Origin of the sequence: Mycobacterium sp. E2989 (assembly GCF_001667595.1) — a bacterium.
GTDB lineage: Bacteria > Actinomycetota > Actinomycetes > Mycobacteriales > Mycobacteriaceae > Mycobacterium.
Genome location: NZ_LZJX01000020.1, coordinates 34187 through 51377 on the forward strand (window position 1 = coordinate 34187; position 17191 = coordinate 51377).

Genomic DNA, 17191 nt, shown 5'->3' on the forward strand with positions numbered 1-17191 from the left:
GCGCGGTTGCGCCGCTCAATCCAGCGGCATGCCGGCATCCAGGAAGTCCAGGGCCCGATAGATGGTGTCGGCCGTTTTCGGCGCGCTGTCGAAGGCCGCCATCATGGCGCCGACCATCGCGCCGACGAACACCCGAACCTCGAAATCGGTTGCGCTACGGCCTATTCGGCGACCGATCGCCTCCGCCATGACGTTGACGGTGCGGTAGTACTCGTCGTAGAGGGCGGCCTTGAGTTCGGGTATCGAGAAGATCAGCCGCTGGCGGGTGTTCTCGAACTCGAGTTGCTCGGGGGACAGGCCGGCCATGGTGGTGGCGTAGGCCCGCCGGATGGCCTGGCTCGGTGACAGCTCGGGCGGCTGGGCGTCGAACGCCGCCAGGATCAGCGGATCGAGGTCGTCGGCGAGCAGCAGCGATTCCTTGGACCCGAAGTACCGGAAGAACGTGCTGGGCGACACCTCGGCGGCCTCGGCGATCTGCTCGACCGTGGTGGCGGCGTAACCGTTCGCGTCGAACAGGCGGAACGCCTCGCGCCGCAGGGCGTGGCGGGTCTTGATTTTCTTGCGTTCCCGCAGCCCGAGCCGCTGGTCAGTCGCCTGCATGCGGCAATTCTCTCGCATCGCGGGGCCAAAAAGTTCTGACAACGGGCGAATGGCCGCTGCGAGATCCACGTATCTCCGGCGTAACTGCGCCCACGCAGACCGGTAACAGTCCTTTCCTAGCGTCGGGACCGTGACCATGACGACCTCCGCAGAGCCGACCACGCCGGTCCTTGCCCCCGCGCCCGAGCGCCCACCGCACCGCCGCGGGCACTGGATCGACGACTGGCGCCCCGACGACCCCGAGTTCTGGGAGACCACCGGCAAGCCGATCGCCCGCCGCAACCTGATCTTCTCGATCTTCGCCGAGCACGTCGGGTTCAGCGTGTGGATGCTGTGGAGCATCGTCGTCGTCCACATGACCGCCGGCGCCCACGGGCACCCGTCGGCGTCCGGCTGGGCGCTGTCCGCGAGCCAGGCGCTGTGCCTGGTCGCCGTGCCCAGCGGGGTGGGCGCCTTCCTGCGCCTGCCCTACACGTTCGCGGTCCCGCTGTTCGGCGGCCGCAACTGGACCACCATCTCGGCGGCCCTGCTGTTGATCCCGTGCGCGCTGCTGGCCTGGGCGGTCGGCCATCCCGGGCTGTCGTTCGGCGTGCTGGTCGCGATCGCCGCGACCGCGGGCTTCGGCGGCGGCAACTTCGCGTCGTCGATGGCCAACATCTCCTTCTTCTACCCGGAGAAGGAGAAGGGCTGGGCGCTGGGCCTCAACGCGGCCGGCGGCAACATCGGGGTGGCCGTGGTGCAGAAGATCATCCCGCCGATCGTCGTCGCGGGGGGCGGGGTGGCGCTCTCGCGCGCCGGCCTGTTCTACGTGCCGCTGGCCGTGGTGGCCGCGGTGTGCGCCTTCCTGTTCATGAACAACCTGTCCGAGGCCAAGGCAGACGTGAAGCCGGTCTGGCAGTCGCTGCGCCACCCCGACACCTGGGTGATGTCGCTGCTCTACATCGGCACGTTCGGCTCGTTCATCGGCTACTCGGCGGCCTTCCCGACCCTGCTCAAGACGGTGTTCGGCCGCGGCGACATCGCCCTGACTTGGGCCTTCCTCGGCGCCTGCATCGGGTCGGTGATCCGGCCCGTGGGTGGGAGGCTGGCCGACCGGATCGGCGGGGCGCGCATCACCGCGGCCAGCTTCGTCATGCTGGCCGCGGGCGCCTCGGCGGCGCTGTGGTCGGTGCACGCCAGGAACCTGCCGTTGTTCTTCGCCAGCTTCATGTTCTTGTTCGTCGCGACCGGCATCGGCAACGGCTCGACCTACCGGATGATCTCCCGGATCTTCGTGATCAAGGGCGAGCTCGCCGGCGGCGACGCCGACACGATGGTGCACATGCGCCGCCAGGCCGCGGGCGCGCTGGGCGTGATCTCGTCGATCGGCGCCTTCGGCGGGTTCGTCGTGCCGCTGGCCTACGCCTGGTCGAAGGCCCAATTCGGCAGCATCGAACCCGCGCTGCGGTTCTACGTGGCCTTCTTCCTCGGCCTGCTGGTGGTCACCTGGTACTGCTACCTGCGCAAGAAGAGCGGCTCCAACGCTCTGGCGCGGGCCGGGGTGTAGCGCGGCCTCACGGGCGCTGCCTGCCGCCGTAACCCTCCCAGGGGCTGTAGTCGGCGATCAGGTCTTCCTGCGGAGGCCGCTGGTCGGCCGGCACGTGCTGCAGGTTGATCCGGATCCGGTACCAGATCGAACTCGGCCCGCGCATGCCGTCGACCAGAACGTCGGCCGGCTGCAGCAGGCGCGACGCCTCCGGGTAGCGGCCGCGCCAGGTGTCCAGCGCGGCCAGCGCCTCGTCCTTGGTCTTGGTGCGGGCGATCTCGATGAGCGGCATCACCGACCGGCGCCGCCCGGCCAAACTGGTACCGGATCCCCTGGGCGCGCGCTCCGGGGGGCCCATCTCCTCGGCCAGCACCAGCAGCCGGTTCAGGTCACCGACGGCGTCGTCCATGCCCTCCCACGGGTCGCCCAGAGCGGCGAACCGCTCGGGCACCGTGTCGATGGTGAACTCCTCGGGGCGGCGCTCGGTGACTTCGTCCCACCGCAGCGGCGTCGACACCCGGGCGTCCGGCGTCGCCCGCACCGAGTACGCGGACGCGACCGTGCGGTCCTTGGCGTTCTGGTTGAAGTCGACGAACACTTCTTCGCCGCGCTCCTCCTTCCACCAGCGGCTGGTTGCCGCGCCGGGGATCCGCCGCTCGACCTCGCGGGCCACGGTCTGGGCGGCCAGCCGCACCTGCCGGAACTCCCACCGCGGGGCGATCCGGGCGTAGATGTGAAAGCCGCGCGAACCCGACGTCTTCGGCCAGGCGACCAGGCCGTAGTCCTCGAGCACCTCGCGCGCCACCAGGGCGACGTCGACGATGCGTTCCCAGGAGACCCCGGGCATCGGATCCAGGTCGACCCGCAGTTCGTCGGGGTGGTCGAGGTCGTCGGCCAGCACCGGATGCGGGTTGAGGTCGACGCAGCCCAGGTTGATCGCCCAGGCCAGGCCGGCGGCGTCGTGGATGACGGCCTCCGCGGCGGACGTGCCCCGGGCGTAGCGCAGTTCGGCGACGTCCACGAAGTCGGGCCGGTTCTGCGGCGCGCGCTTCTGGAACACGGCCTCTTGCGCGATGCCCTTGACGAAGCGTTTGAGGATCATCGGCCGCCCGGCGACGCCGCGCAGGGCCCCGTCGGCGACGGACAGGTAGTAGCGGATTAGGTCCAACTTGGTGTGCGGCCCCGAGCCGTCGTGCGCCCCGAACACCACCTTGTCGGGATGGGTGATGGTGACCCGGTGTCCGGCCACTTCCAGTACCGCCGGCCCGGTCATGTTCATCATCGTAAGTCGATGGGTACATACCCCTGGTATTGCGACGGACGTCACATAGGGTGGGATTCATGCCTAATCTGATCGGCCTGCCGGGGCAGGCAGTTGCCAAGGTTCAGCAGTACTTGGAGCGCGGCTCGGCCGAACTGCACTACGTGCGGAAGATCTTCGAGGCGGGCGCGTTCCGGCTGGAGCCGCCGCAGAACTACGCGGCCATGGCCAACGACATCTACAAGTGGGGCGAGTTCGGCATGCTGCCGTCGCTCAACGCCCGACGCCATCCCGACCGGGCCGCCTGCATCGACGAGGACGGCGAGTTCAGCTTCAAAGAGCTCGACGAGGCCGCCCACGCGGTGGCGAACGGCCTCATCGAGATGGGCGTCAAGGGCGGTGACGGTATCGCGATCCTCGCCCGCAACACCCGCTGGTTCCTGATCGCCTACTTCGGGGCGGCCCGGGTCGGCGCCCGCATCATCCTGCTCAACAGCGAGTTCTCCGGGCCGCAGATCAAGGAGGTGTCCGAGCGCGAGGGCGCCAAGCTGATCATCTACGACGACGAGTACACCAAGGCCGTCAGCAAGGCCGAGCCGGAACTGGGCTTCCTGCGCGCGCTGGGCACCAACCCCGACGCCGACGAGCCGTCGGGCAGCAAGGACGAGACGCTGGCCGACCTGATCGAGCGCAGCAGCTCCGACCCCGCTCCGAAGGCCAGCAAGCACTCGTCGATCATCATCCTGACCAGCGGCACCACCGGCACGCCGAAGGGGGCCAACCGCAGCACCCCGCCGACGCTGGCGCCGATCGGCGGGATCCTGTCGCACGTGCCGTTCAAGGCCAACGAGGTGACCTCGCTGCCCGCGCCGATGTTCCACGCGCTGGGATTCCTGCACGGCACCATCGCGATGTTCCTCGGCTCGACCCTGGTGCTGCGGCGCAAGTTCAAGCCGCCGCTGGTGCTCGAGGACATCGAGAAGTACAAGGTGACGGCCATGGTCGTGGTGCCGGTGATGCTGTCCCGGATCCTCGATGCGATCGAGAAGGCGGATAAGAAACCCGACCTGTCGAGCCTGAAGATCGTGTTCATCTCCGGATCGCAGTTGGGCGCCGAGCTGGCCAACCGCGCGCTCAAGGACATGGGCCCGGTGATCTACAACATGTATGGCTCGACCGAGATCGCGTTCGCCACCATCGCCGGGCCGAAGGACCTGGAGAAGAATGCCGCGACGGTCGGTCCGGTCGTCAAGGGCGTGAAGGTCAAGATCCTCGACGACAACGGCAAGGAGCTGCCGCAGGGCGACGTCGGCCGGATCTTCGTCGGCAACGCGTTCCCGTTCGAGGGCTACACCGGCGGCGGGCACAAGCAGATCATCGACGGCCTGATGTCGTCGGGTGACGTCGGCTATTTCGACGAGGACGGGCTGTTGTACGTCAGCGGCCGCGACGACGAGATGATCGTCTCCGGCGGCGAGAACGTCTTCCCCGCCGAGGTCGAGGACTGTCTCAGCGGGCATCCCGATGTCGTCGAGGCCACCGCGATCGGCGTCGAGGACAAGGAATGGGGACACCGGCTGCGCGCCTTCGTGGTCAAGAAGGACGGCTCCGACGTCGACGAGGACACCCTCAAAAAGCACGTGCGGGAGGAGCTGGCCAGGTACAAGGTGCCGCGCGAAGTCATCTTCCTCGACGAGCTGCCGCGCAACCCGACGGGCAAGGTCCTCAAACGCGAGCTGCGTGAGATGGAAATCGACTAGCGGGCGGACTCAGCGCCGGTCCTTGATGGCGCGGGTGATCTGCGCCGAGAGCTTCGGGTCGACCAGCAGCTGGTCGATGAGCGCGGTAAGAACCTCTTGTCCGGTCACACGGGCGACGCCCAGGCGGTCGGCCGCCTCCCGCTGCCAGATGTCGAGCGCCCGATGGGTGGCCGCCGACAGGTCCACGGTGCGCCGCGTCCGCTGGCCCCGGCCGGCCTGTGCGGCCGCGGGCTGGCCGACCATCCGCTGGGGGCTCTGCTGGCCGAGCCCGGTGAGGCGCTCGGTGGGCGCGGCGTCTCCCGCCGGGCCGGCCGACGGCGAAGGGCCTCGGAACGTGCCTGCGCCGGGTCCGATGTGGCTGGGGTTGAAGTTCACTGCGGCGGTCGTCCTCCGGTGAGTGGCCAATCAGTAAATCAGCCCGCGAGTGTGTCAATACTGATTCTTCCACCGACGGCGTCGTAAGTCGCGCCCCCGGCCGAAACGTGCCGCCCGCGCGTTCGGGGCGACCGGCCCACCAGCGGCGTTCTCCAGCAAACCTTACGAGATAGCTGACCGTCCGCCTTCTTCGCCGCTTCAGTCGGGGCCTAGCGCGTTTCGGTTATCCGTAATTCAGTCCATCCGCCGATACGTAATAACGGAAGTCCGTATATCAGTATAGGGCTTTTCACCAGCTATTATCGATACCGTCTCAATTCAGTATTGGGCAATATGCTGATGTTTGGAATTCAGGAAAATAAACACGTTTTGACATTTGTTACATAATTCACAGCTTTATTCTGGTGTGGCCGCGTTGTTTGCCGGGAAACTTCTGGCTAACGTTGGTTTCATGGGTCCTGGAGGGAGCTGGCGATGATGATCTCGTCACGATCGCTGCGCCACGCGGCGGTGGGCGCGGTCGGGGCATCCGCGATGGCCGGGGCGCTGCTGTGCGCTGCCGGCCCCGTGGCCCACGCCGCTCCCGTGCCAGGAACCCACACCAGCTTCACCACCACCGGTCCGCACGGCGCGCCCGGTGGACCCGGAATCATTCCGGACCGGCCAGGCGGGGGTCATGGCGGCCACGGATGGGGCGGCGGCCACGGATGGGGCGGGGGAGGCCACCGTGGTTGGGTATCGGGCGACCGCGGATTCTGGGCACCCGGGCGCTGGTGGAACTGGTGGTGGTGAACCACCTCCCGTGGTAACCGGCCAGCCTTGGCGTGCCGATCCACAATAGGCTGACCGGCCCACGGGATTTGGGGGACCCATGCCGGCCTGACCACCCCTCAGGTCGGCATGGCCCTCTGTGGGGCCAAAGCGCAAGTGCGCGTTAGGGATCGCGGGGCAGTCCGAGCAGCCGCTCGGCGATGATGTTCAACTGCACCTCGGAGGTGCCGCCGTAGATCGTGGTCGCGCGGCTGGCCAACAGGTATTCGCCCCACATGCCGGCCGGTTCGTCCGTGCCGCCGATCGCGGCGTCGGTGCCGAACGAGGACACCGCGAACTCGGCGTAGCCCTGCCCGGTGCGCATCGACAGCAGCTTGGAGATCGCCGCCGACGGCATGGCATCGCCGCCGGCCAAGGTCAGCAGCGTCGAGCGCAGGTTCAGCACCTTGGCGGCGTGGCCCTCGGCGATCAACTGACCCGCCCGGTGCTGCGCGACCGGGTCGAACTGCCCCTCGCGAACGAAGTCGACGAACTGGCCCAGCGTGGCCAGGAAGTTCGCCTCACTGCTGCCGATCGAAACCCGTTCCGCGGTAAGGGTATTGCGGCTGACCTCCCAGCCCCGGTTCACTTCGCCGAGCACGCATTCGTCGGGCACGAACACGTCGTCGATGTAGACGGTGTTGAACATCGCGTTGCCGGTGAGCTCGCGCAGCGGCTTCACCTCGACGCCCTCGCTGTGCATGTCGAGCAGGAAGTAGGTGATTCCGTTGTGCTTGGGCGCCGACGGGTCCGTCCTGGCCAGCAGCGCGCCCCACTGGGACAGCTGCGCCGCCGTGGTCCAGATCTTCTGGCCGGTGATGCGCCAGCCGCCGTCGGTCCGCGTCGCCTTCGTGCTCAGCCCCGCCAGGTCCGAGCCGGCGCCCGGCTCGGAGAACAGCTGGCACCAGATCATCTCGCCGCGGAAGGTCGGCGGCAGGAATCGCTGCTTTTGCTCCTCGGTGCCGAAGGCCACGATCGACGGGATGATCCACGTCGCGATGCCCATCTGCGGCCGCTTGACCCGCCCGGCGGTGAATTCCTGGGCGATGATGATCTGTTCGACCGGGCCGGCGGCGCGGCCCCATGGTTTCGGCAGGTAGGGCAGCGCCCAGCCGCCCTCGGCGATGGCGACCTTGCGCTGGTCGCGCTCCATCGCCTTGAGCGCGCCGACCTCGGCTCGGATCTCCTCCCGCAGTTTCTCGGTGTCGGGGTCGAGGTCGATGTCGACGGCCCGCATGCCGGTGCCGGTGGCGGTGTGCACCACCTTCTGCGGGTACTCCGAACCGCGGCCGAAAGAGGCGGCCAGCATCAGCGCCCTTCGGTAGTACACGTTCGTGTCGTGCTCCCAGGTGAAGCCGATCCCGCCGTGCACCTGGATGCAATCCTGCGCGCACCGCTGAGCGGCCGCCGGCGCCAGCGTCGCCGCGACGGCGGCGGCGAACTCGACGTGGGAACCGGCTGTGTCCCAATCGTTTTCCCGCGCCTCGTCGATGGCGCGGGCCGCGTCCCACACCGCGGCGGTGGCCCGCTCGGTGTCGGCGATCATCTCCGCACACTTGTGCTTGATGGCCTGGAACTGGCCGATCGGCCGGCCGAACTGCTCGCGGATCTTGGCGTACTGCGACGCGGTGTCCGTCGCCCAGCGCGCCACCCCGATCGCCTCGGCGGACAGCAGCGTCGTCATCAGCGCGTGCGCGGTCGCCATGCTCAGGTTGCACAGGGCGGCGTCGGCGGCGACCTCGACGGCGTTGGCCCGCACGTGGGCGACGGGGCGCAGCGGGTCAATGCTTTTCACGGGCTCGATCTCGAGCTCCTCGGCGCGCAGCACCACCCATTCCTCGCCGCTGTCGATCGCGACCGGGAGCACCAGCACCGACGCCTGCGCCGCCGCGGGAACCGCGCGCACCTCGCCGCGCAGCACCAGCGTTTCGTCGTTGGGACCGTGCCGGGTGGCGGTCAGCCCGCAGCAGTCCAGCGCGTAGGCGGCGATGGCCGCGCCGGACGCCAGTTCGGAGAGCACCTTCGCGTTCGGGTCGTTGGCGGAGATCAGGGCGCTCGCGATCGCCGAGGGCACGAAGGGCCCGGGCACCGCTCCGTAGCCGAATTCGGCCAGCACGATGGCCAACTCGAGGATGCCGAAGCCCTGCCCGCCCACCGACTCGGCCAGATGCAGGCCCTGCAGGCCCTGCTCGGCCGCCGCCTGCCAGTACGGCGGGGGATTGTCGATCGGGGTTTCCATTGCCGCGTGCAACGCCTCGGACGGCGCGATGCGCGCGACCAGGGACCGCACCGAATCGGCCAGGTCTTGATGCTCAGGAGTGATAGCGATCGGCATTGGTCGCCTTCCCATGCTTTCGAGTTCCGTCTCGGCCAAGCACCTTCCAAACTAACAACCGGTCGGTTGGTTGACCACAGGGGTCAGCGGGTGACGGGGCCTCAGCGGAACCGCTTGGCGATCCACTTCGCGATGATGTCGGCCTGCTCGCTGCGGGCGCCCGGGGTGGTGAAGTAGTGGTCGGTGTCGATCGATGCCTGCGTCTTGTCGGTGGCGGCCAGCGCGGTGAAAATCCGTTGGGCGTCCGACGGAAAGACGCCGGTGTCGGCGTCGGCGTTGATCACCAGGGCGGGGCAGGTGATCCGGGCCAGGTGCGGTTCGGCCCGGGTCTGCGCCACCCGCAGGCTCCACATCCCCAGCCAGCTGCGCAGGGTGCAGGCCGCGGCGATCCCGTGCGCGGACCGGTTCGCCTTCGCGGGCGGGCCGGCGTAGCACATGTTCGGTTGCCGCTTGGTCGGCTCGATGGTGGCGTCGACCATTCGGGGGTCCGCCCAGGTGCGCATGACGCTGAACGGGCGGTCGGAAAACCCCGCGGCGCGAACGCGTTTGAACTCCTTCTCGGCCCAGTCGGTGATGGCGTGGTTGCGCGCGGTCTGCGCGCGGCGGTAGCGGGTGAGGAACTCCGGCGGATAGGGCGGTCCGTTGCGCTCGTTGAACAGGTCCAGGTCGGCGTCGGTGGCGACCGGGTCGTTCTCGTCGACGACGGCCGCGTCCATCCAGGCCGTCAGCACGTCGGGCCGGCCCGGATGCGCGGCGGTGGCCACGTAACCGTCCGCGGCCGGCAATTCCGTGACGCCCGCCGCCGGCCGCATCCCGTCCAGCGGGGTCACGTTCGGCTCCACGGCCTGCGACTGATACGCGGCCATCAACGAGCCGCCACCCGAGTTACCAAGCAAGACAACGGTTTCCACGCCCTGCACGTCCCGCAGCCAGCGCACGCCGACGCCGATGTCGACCAGCGCGTGGTCGAGTAGGAAGCTGCTTTCGAAGCCCCGGAACCTGGTGTTCCAGCCCAGGAAGCCGATGCCGCGGGTGGCCATGTAGTCGGCGAGGTAGTGCTCGGAGAAGTCGATCTGGTAGTGCGTGGCGATCATCGCCACCTTGGGCTTGCGACCCACCCCGCGGTGGTACAGCCCCTGGCAGGGATGCCCCCCGGCGCCGGCGCGCGCGGCGGTGCGCGACGGTAGCCCGACGAACTCGCGGACCACCCCTGCGGCACCGGTGTGAAGAGTCATTTCAGCGGCCCTGCTGGCGATGGACTTTTCGAAAGAAAACTCGAAGCTGATGTTAGATTCAGAAATACATCTTGGCCAGGACTCCAAGCCGGAGACCGAGGGGAGCCGCCCGATGATCAAACCGCACAACACCAACACCGAATTCGAACTCGGCGGGATCAACCACGTCGCGCTGGTCTGCTCGGACATGGCTCGCACCGTCGACTTCTACACCAACATCCTCGGCATGCCGCTGATCAAGTCGCTCGACCTGCCCGGTGGCCAGGGGCAGCACTTCTTCTTCGACGCCGGCAACGGTGACTGCGTCGCCTTCTTCTGGTTCGCCGACGCCCCGGACCGGGTGCCGGGCATCTCGTCGCCGGGCGCCATCCCCGGCATCGGCGACATCACCAGCGCGGTGAGCACCATGAACCACCTGGCGTTCCACGTGCCGGCCGAGAAGTTCGACGCCTACCGCCAGCGGCTCAAGGACAAAGGGGTGCGGGTCGGCCCGGTGCTCAACCACGACGAGAGCCCGATGCAAGTGTCCGCGACGGTGCACCCCGGGGTGTACGTGCGGTCGTTCTACTTCCAGGACCCCGACGGCATCACGCTCGAATTCGCCTGCTGGGTCAAGGAATTCGATACCAGCGACGCGCAGGCCGTGCCGAAGACGGCGGCGGACCGCCGACCACCGGTGGCCGCCGGTCACTGATGACCGACGGCATCCTCACCGACGCACAGATCGCGGCCCTCACGCCCGAGCAGCGACGGCTGCTCATCAAGCGGCTCGAGCAACCGGTGAGCGACCTGATCGATCCGGCGCTGCTGGCCCGGGTGCGGCGCATCCGGCTGAGCCTGATGGTCGGCGGTTCGATGGCGATGGTGCCCTGGCTGGGGTACCTGTCGGTGACGCTGCCGGAGAATTACGTCGCGCATAATTGGCCACTCACCTGGGTCGGCTTCGACATTCTGCTGGTGTCGTTCATGGTGGCGACGGCGACGCTGGGGTACCTGCGCCGTCAACTGCTGGTCCCCGCCGCGTTCACCACCGGGGTGTTGCTGATCTGCGACGCGTGGTTCGACCTGATGACCGCCGGGCCCAAGGACGTGTGGCTGTCGATCGCCACGGCGCTGCTGATCGAGGTGCCGCTGGCGGCCTTCATGATCTTCAGCGCGCAGCGGCTGATACGGCTCACCATGATGCGGCTGTGGTTGCTGGATCCCGAGATGCACCTCTGGCAGCTGCCGCTGTTCCCCTGAGGCCGTGCGGGTTTGGCCCGGCGCTCTGGCGCGAGTGGAGCACACTACTGCCACGACGGCGGCGACACACGAAATTGCGAATCTTGGAAAAACCGGGTAAACGCCCCCTTCCTCGACTACCGTCCAATAGCAGCGACACAGGGGGGTGCAAGCGACGCCGTAAGTTCAGCCCAACGCACGCGTCGAAGAATCCCAACACATAACTGGATTCATGCTGCGCGGAATGTCCTTCGCCGCACGGCTTCTCGGCTCCTCCCACGCCGCGCCAGAACGTCCGCAGCACGGAATGAGGACTGAGTCAATGGTCGCACTCGGTAACATCTACGAATGGCAGCCGGCCCGCGGTCCGCTCACCATGTGGACGGCCACGCCGTCGTCGCATGAGGCGGCCCGCGCCGCGCAGCCAAGCGATCTGGCTCCGAGTTACCAACAGGCTCAACACCTCTGGGCGGCCTTCCATGGCAGGGCGATGAACCGGGAGCTACCACGCCTGATGATCGTCTCCTGGGACATTCCCGGCACGTGCGACATCCCGGCGATGACCGCGGCGGTCAACGCGCATGTCCGCCGCCACGACACCTACCACAGTTGGTATGAATTCAATAACGGCGTCATCGTGCGTCACGCGATCGACGACCCCGCCCTGATCGACTTCGTTCCCGTCTCGTTCGGGAACCAGACCGTCGACGAGGTGCGCACCCACGTCCTGACGACGACCCCCGGAACGCTCGAATGGGGTTCCTTCACCTACGGCGTCGTCCAGCACGCCGACTACTTCACGTTCTATGCGAGCGTCGACCACCTGCACATCGATGGCCTGTCCGCCGGCGTCATCTTCGTCGACATCCACCTGGCCTATCAGGAACTCGCGCGGGGGCGGCAGCCGAGCGCGCTGCCCGAGGCCACGAGCTACCGGGACTACACCGCCCGTCAGCGCGAACGGGTCGCCGGGCTGACGCTGTCGTCTTCGGAGATCAAGGACTGGATCGCGTTCGCTCGCGACACCGACGGCGACTGGCCCAGCTTCCCCCTGCCGCTTGGGGACACCTGGGCCAGCAGCAGGGGCGACCTGGTGACCGTCGATCTGTTGGACGCCGCACAGACCGAGGCTTTCGACGCCGCCTGCGGCGCGGCCGGTGCCCGGTTCATCGGCGGGGTGCTGGCCTGCACGGCGCTGGCCGAGCGGGAATTGACCGGCGGGGCCGTCTATCACGGGTTCACGGCCCGCGACACCCGCACGCCGGGCGTCGACACCATGACCGTGGGCTGGTTCGCCAGCCTGGTCCCGGTCACGGTGCCGACCGGCGGCACCACCTTCGCCGAGGCGGCCCGGGCCGCGCAGAAGTCCTTCGACGCGGCCAAGGACCTCGCCGGTGTACCGGTCGAGCGGCTGATCGAGTTGGCGACGCCCGACGAGCTGGGCATCAAGTTGCCCACGCGGCTGCCGATGATGTTGTCTTTCCTCGACTTTCGCAAGATCCCGCTCGCCGGGCTGTGGGCGGAGACCAACTTCGGCACCTACGGCGACAGCCTGTCCCACGGCGGGATCAACATGTGGATCAACCGGCACGCGGAAAAGACCACGGTCACGATGTCCTTCCCGGACAACGCGATCGCGCGCGAGTCGGTGGGCCGCTACATCGCGACGCTGGGCGAGACCTTCGCCCGCGCCATCGATGCGGCCACCGGCGAGCCGCGCGCGGACGCGCCCACCCGCAACGACGACGAGGCGGCCTAGGCGTGAGCAACCTGCTGGATCTGGCCGACCAGACCCTTTTCCTCGGTGAGCGGGCGACGGCCACCACCAGTGTGGTGCAGACGATCTGGGTGTACGACCGCGCCGTGGACCTCAACGGTCTGCGCGCCTTCCACCACCACCTCGGTCGGGGCCGATTGCGCCGCCGCATCGAACGGTCCCCCTTGCCGTTCGGCCGGCACCGCTGGGTCGCCCCAACCCACCAGTCGGACCTGGAGATCGTCGCGACGCCCCGGCCGCGCGACGACATCGACGCCTGGCTGGACGAGCAGGCGGGTAGGCGGCCGGACGCCGAGCGCGGGCCCGGCTGGCACCTTGCGGTGCTCCCGCTGACCGACGGGGGCGCGGCGGTGAGCCTGGTGGTCACCCACACGCTCACCGACGGCGTCGGGCTGTGCGAGGCGTTGGCGGACGCGGCGTGCGGCCGCGACGACGCGATCGACTGGCCCCCGGCGGGATCGCGGCCGCGGTGGCGGGCGCTGCGCGAGGATGCGCGCCAAACCGCCCGCGACACAACGGATGTGGGCCGCGCCGTGCTCGCGGCGGCACGCATGGCCCGGGCCGGCCGGGGCGCCGGCCCCGGCGCGGCCAAGAAGCGGCCGGCGCCGCCCACCGGACCCGACGAGCCCATCACGCTCCCCATGGCGACGGTCTTCGTCGACGCCGACGAGTGGGACGCCCGCGCGAGCGCCCTGGGCGGCACCAGCAACGCGCTGCTCGCGGGGTTGGCGGCCCACCTGGCCCGGCGGGTGGGCCGGGTCGCCGCCGACGGCACGGTCAACGTGGGCATGCCGGTCAACGAGCGCACGCCGGGCGACACCCGGGCCAACGCCGTCGTCAACGTCGATATCGCGGTGGACCCCGCGCCCGCGACGACCGACCTGAGCGGGATCCGCACCGGTATCAAGGACGCGCTGTCCCGGCACCAGGACGAGCCCGACGAGCGCTGGGCGTTGCTGCCACTGGTTCCGCTGATCCCCAAACGGGTAATGCGGCGACTGATCGGCGTGGTCACCGGGAGCGCGGTCACCGTGGTGTCGTCCAACCTCGGGTCGCTCGACCCGGCCGTCAACACCCCGGACGGCACGGACGCCGACCACTTCGCGATGAAGACGGTGTACCCGGGGGTGACCACCGCGACGATGTACAGCACCAACGGTGCGCTGGCCTTGCTGTCGGGGCGGGTGCACGGCCGGGTGTTCGTCTCCTTCCTGGCCTACGAGCTGGGCCGCCCGAACTCGAACGACCAATTGCGGCAACACATTTCGCGGGCGTTGCGCGACTTCTCGCTGACCGCCACCACCGGGTGGCCCGCCGTCAGTCCCGTCTGAGACCGCGCCTCAGGAGTCTGCTCGCGACTCGGCCGCCGTCTGCAGCCGGTACAGGTCGGGCTCGGCGAGTTCGTCGAGCAGCGCGGCCAGGTGGTCGACGAGCTGGTCCGGTTCGAGCCGGACGTCACCCGCGAGCCAGGCGCTGATGGTCTGGCCGACGCCGCCGACCACGAAGTGCGCCGCGGCCTTGATCCGGTCGTTCGCCGGCATCCGCAGCGCGGCTCCGACGTGCTGGCCCGACAGCATGGCGAACAGCGCGCTGGATTCGGCGCGCTTGCGCACGATCACGGGATCGGCCAGCTGCGTGCTGAACAGCAGGCGCCCCACCCGGGCGTCGTCGGCGATGGTGCGCACGATGTTGGCCATGCCCGCGCGGGTCTGCTCGTCCGGCGGCACGGCCGCCACCGCGGCCTGGGTGGTGGCGGCCAGCTCGGCGACCACCGAGTCGAACACGGAGGCGACGAATTCGTCTTTGTCGGCGAAACTTTCGTAGAAGTACCGGGCCGCCAGCCCGGCCCGCCCGCACACGCCGCGAACGGTGACCGCCGCGACGCTCTGCTCCTCGGCGCCCAGTAACTCCAGGCCCGCGGCCAGCAGCCGGTTGCGGCGGGCGGCCAGCCGCTGGGTGGCCTCGACGCCGCGGTAGGGCCGTGCGCCCGACGGGTTCATGCGAACCATCTTGACACCAACGCGGCGCCGCGACAATATCAGGAAACACGCGTTCGCAGATTAGCGACGGCGCCGCTGGAGGGATCTCACCATGGCAATACCCGAGGCTGTTCGCGAACCGGTCCGTCACGTCGAGCGCGCGATCGCCGATCCGCCGCGGCGGTCCCCCGCGCGCCGGCGCCGGCGGGGGCTCGGCATCGACGAGGGATTGATGGGGGTGGCGCTGCTGGCCGGCCCCGCCAACGTGATCATGCAATTGGCGCGCCCCGGTGTCGGGTACGGCGTCATGGAGAGCCGCGTCGAAAGCGGCCGCGTCGACCTGCACCCAATCAAGCGCGCACGCACCACCTTCACCTACCTGGCGGTGGCGACCAACGGCACCGACGCGCAGAAGGACGCCTTCCGCCGGGCGGTGAACCGGGCCCACGCGCAGGTCTACTCCACCCCGGACAGCCCGGTGTCCTACAACGCCTTCGACCCCGACCTGCAGCTGTGGGTGGGGGCCTGCCTGTACAAGGGCGGGGTCGACATCTACCGCATGTTCATCGGCGAGCTGGACGGCGAGGACGCGGATCGCCACTACCGCGAGGGCATGGCGCTGGCCACCACCCTGCAGGTGCCGCCGGAGATGTGGCCCGCGGACCGGGCGGCGTTCGACCGGTACTGGCAGGAGTCGCTGGCCAAGGTGCGCATCGACGACGCGGTGCGCGAGTACCTCTATCCCATCGCCGCCAACCGCATCCGGGGGCTGACGCTGCCGCGCCGGCTGCAGCGCGCCTCGGACAACCTCGCGTTGCTGATCACCACGGGCTTTCTGCCGCAACGGTTTCGCGACGAGATGCGGCTGCCCTGGGACGCCACCAGGCAACGGCGCTTCGACAGGCTCATCGCGGCGCTGGCCCTGGTGAACCGCCGCCTGCCGCGGTTCCTCCGGCGTTTCCCCTTCAACGTCCTGCTCCTCGACCTCGACCGTCGGATCAGGACGGGGCGCCCGCTGGTGTAGCGCGCGGACGCAACGCCGCCGAGTTGATAACGAAAATCATATTCATTAAGCTCTCCTCTGCCTGGTAAGCCTTCCAGTCCGAGGAGTAGCTATGACGGCGCCGATCTGGATGGCCTCGCCACCGGAAGTGCACTCCGCCCTGCTCAGTAGCGGCCCCGGTCCGGCGTCGCTGCTGGCGGCGGCGGGGGCATGGTCCGAGCTGAGCACCGAATACGCCTCGGCCGCAGCGCAACTCAGCGGCGTCGTGGCCGCGACGCAGGCCGGGGCCTGGGAGGGGCCCACCGCCGCGCAGTACGCGGCCGCGCACGCGCCCTACCTGGCGTGGCTGACGCAGGCCAGCGCCAACAGCGCGGCGGCGGCCGCCCGGCACGAGACCGCGGCCACGGCCTACACCGCGGCCGCGTCCGCGATGCCGACGCTGCCGGAACTGGCCGCCAACCACACCGTGCACGGGGTATTGGTGGCCACCAACTTCTTTGGCGTCAACACGATTCCGATCGCGCTCAACGAGGCCGATTACGCACGGATGTGGGTGCAGGCCGCCACCACCATGTCCACCTATCAGGCGGTCTCCACCGCGGCGGTGGCCGCGAACCCGCCGACCGACCCCGCGCCGCCGATCGTGAAATCCGATGCCACCGGCCAAGACTCGGGCGGCGACATCCACGACCCCACGATCGACAACCCGCTCGACGATTTCATCGCCAACATCCTGAGGAATCTCGGCATCAACTGGGACCCGGCGGAGGGCACCGTCAACGGGTTGCCCTACGACGCGTACACCAATGCGGGAGAACCGATCTTCTGGGTGGTTCGAGCGCTGGAACTGCTCGAGGACTTCCAGCAGTTCGGCTACTACCTGGTGCACAACCCGGCGCTGGCCTTCCAGTACATCGTCCAACTCATCCTGTTCGACTGGCCGACGCACATCCTCGAAATCTTCACCAGCCAGCCCGAATTGCTGGCGCCGGCGGTGCTGCTGGCGGCGGCCCCGTTCGGCGCCGTGGCCGGGTTCACGGGGCTGGCCGGGCTGGCCGCCGTGCCCCAACCCGCGGTCGCGCCGGCGCCGGTCCCGGCGCCCGCCCCGATGCCCGCCCCGATGCCGGCCGTCGCGATGTCGCCGCCCACCATCGCCCCGGCCGCGGCTCCCGCCTCGGCTCCGGCGCTTTCCTTTTGGCGCTCGCGCTGGCACCCGCGCCCATCCCGGAGCCGGACCCGATGCCGGGCGGTGCGATCACGTAGGGGGGCGCGAAACCCGCCGCCCGGGGGGGGGGGGGGGCGGGTAGCGC

Annotated in this window: 15 protein-coding genes; 9 read left to right on the forward strand and 6 right to left on the reverse strand. The window is 69.1% G+C overall.

Translation table 11 applies throughout. The features are described from left to right. Positions 1-15: 15 nt before the first annotated feature. The gene (locus A5680_RS05425; RefSeq protein ID WP_055402874.1) at positions 16-600 is read right to left on the reverse strand and encodes a TetR family transcriptional regulator; all 585 of its coding nucleotides are present in this window, start codon (positions 598-600) and stop codon (positions 16-18) included. A 136-nt stretch (positions 601-736) separates the two neighbouring features. Between A5680_RS05425 and A5680_RS05430 the strand changes: the two genes are divergently transcribed. Beyond that, positions 737-2146: an MFS transporter gene (locus tag A5680_RS05430; RefSeq protein ID WP_067817017.1), complete on the forward strand. Its 1410-nt coding sequence runs from the start codon at positions 737-739 to the stop codon at positions 2144-2146. A gap of 7 nt (positions 2147-2153) precedes the next feature. On the opposite strand, the gene A5680_RS05435 is transcribed toward A5680_RS05430, so the two are convergent. Next, on the reverse strand, positions 2154-3407 hold the full coding sequence (locus tag A5680_RS05435) for a DNA polymerase domain-containing protein (protein WP_067817020.1): 1254 nt from the start codon (positions 3405-3407) through the stop codon (positions 2154-2156). Positions 3408-3466: 59 nt separating this feature from the next. Between A5680_RS05435 and fadD2 the strand changes: the two genes are divergently transcribed. Continuing rightward, entirely contained in the window at positions 3467-5146 is a 1680-nt protein-coding gene (fadD2, locus tag A5680_RS05440) for a long-chain-fatty-acid--CoA ligase FadD2 (RefSeq protein ID WP_067817049.1), read from the forward strand. A gap of 9 nt (positions 5147-5155) precedes the next feature. On the opposite strand, the gene A5680_RS05445 is transcribed toward fadD2, so the two are convergent. Beyond that, positions 5156-5521, reverse strand: a complete 366-nt coding sequence (locus A5680_RS05445) for an ATPase (protein ID WP_067817023.1) — start codon at positions 5519-5521, stop codon at positions 5156-5158. Positions 5522-5995: 474 nt separating this feature from the next. On the opposite strand from A5680_RS05445, the gene A5680_RS26475 reads away from it, so the two are divergent. Next, the gene (locus A5680_RS26475; protein ID WP_156675014.1) at positions 5996-6313 is read left to right on the forward strand and encodes a hypothetical protein; all 318 of its coding nucleotides are present in this window, start codon (positions 5996-5998) and stop codon (positions 6311-6313) included. 142 nt (positions 6314-6455) lie between these two features. Here A5680_RS26475 and A5680_RS05450 read toward each other — a convergent pair whose 3' ends face one another. Together A5680_RS05450 and A5680_RS05455 are read right to left on the reverse strand one after the other, a co-directional pair. Further along, positions 6456-8666 (reverse strand): acyl-CoA dehydrogenase, encoded by a 2211-nt coding sequence (locus A5680_RS05450; protein ID WP_067817026.1) that lies wholly within the window; start codon positions 8664-8666, stop codon positions 6456-6458. A gap of 101 nt (positions 8667-8767) precedes the next feature. Continuing rightward, positions 8768-9901 (reverse strand): alpha/beta hydrolase, encoded by a 1134-nt coding sequence (locus A5680_RS05455; RefSeq protein ID WP_067817029.1) that lies wholly within the window; start codon positions 9899-9901, stop codon positions 8768-8770. Positions 9902-10013: 112 nt separating this feature from the next. Here A5680_RS05455 and A5680_RS05460 point away from each other — a divergent pair, with 112 nt between their 5' ends. The 4 genes from A5680_RS05460 (at position 10014) to A5680_RS05475 (ending at position 14230) form a co-directional block, all read left to right on the forward strand. Then, positions 10014-10595 (forward strand): VOC family protein, encoded by a 582-nt coding sequence (locus A5680_RS05460; protein WP_067817032.1) that lies wholly within the window; start codon positions 10014-10016, stop codon positions 10593-10595. Continuing rightward, positions 10595-11143 (forward strand): hypothetical protein, encoded by a 549-nt coding sequence (locus A5680_RS05465; RefSeq protein WP_067817035.1) that lies wholly within the window; start codon positions 10595-10597, stop codon positions 11141-11143. Before A5680_RS05460 ends, A5680_RS05465 begins: the two co-directional genes overlap by 1 nt. Before the next feature lie 301 nt (positions 11144-11444). Next, a complete protein-coding gene (locus tag A5680_RS05470) occupies positions 11445-12881 on the forward strand; it encodes a condensation domain-containing protein (RefSeq protein ID WP_067817037.1) in 1437 nt (478 codons plus the stop codon). 2 nt (positions 12882-12883) lie between these two features. Next, positions 12884-14230 (forward strand): hypothetical protein, encoded by a 1347-nt coding sequence (locus A5680_RS05475; protein WP_067817040.1) that lies wholly within the window; start codon positions 12884-12886, stop codon positions 14228-14230. 9 nt (positions 14231-14239) lie between these two features. Here the strand turns inward: A5680_RS05475 and A5680_RS05480 are convergent, their stop codons facing one another. Continuing rightward, the gene (locus A5680_RS05480; RefSeq protein ID WP_055405565.1) at positions 14240-14908 is read right to left on the reverse strand and encodes a TetR/AcrR family transcriptional regulator; all 669 of its coding nucleotides are present in this window, start codon (positions 14906-14908) and stop codon (positions 14240-14242) included. A gap of 82 nt (positions 14909-14990) precedes the next feature. Here A5680_RS05480 and A5680_RS05485 point away from each other — a divergent pair, with 82 nt between their 5' ends. Both A5680_RS05485 and A5680_RS05490 read left to right on the forward strand, forming a co-directional pair. Next, positions 14991-15902, forward strand: coding sequence for an oxygenase MpaB family protein (locus tag A5680_RS05485; protein WP_067817041.1), 912 nt, complete (start codon positions 14991-14993; stop codon positions 15900-15902). Between the two features lie 91 nt (positions 15903-15993). Then, a partial coding sequence (locus A5680_RS05490) for a PPE family protein (protein ID WP_082970267.1) occupies positions 15994-17191 on the forward strand: 1198 nt, incomplete at its 3' end.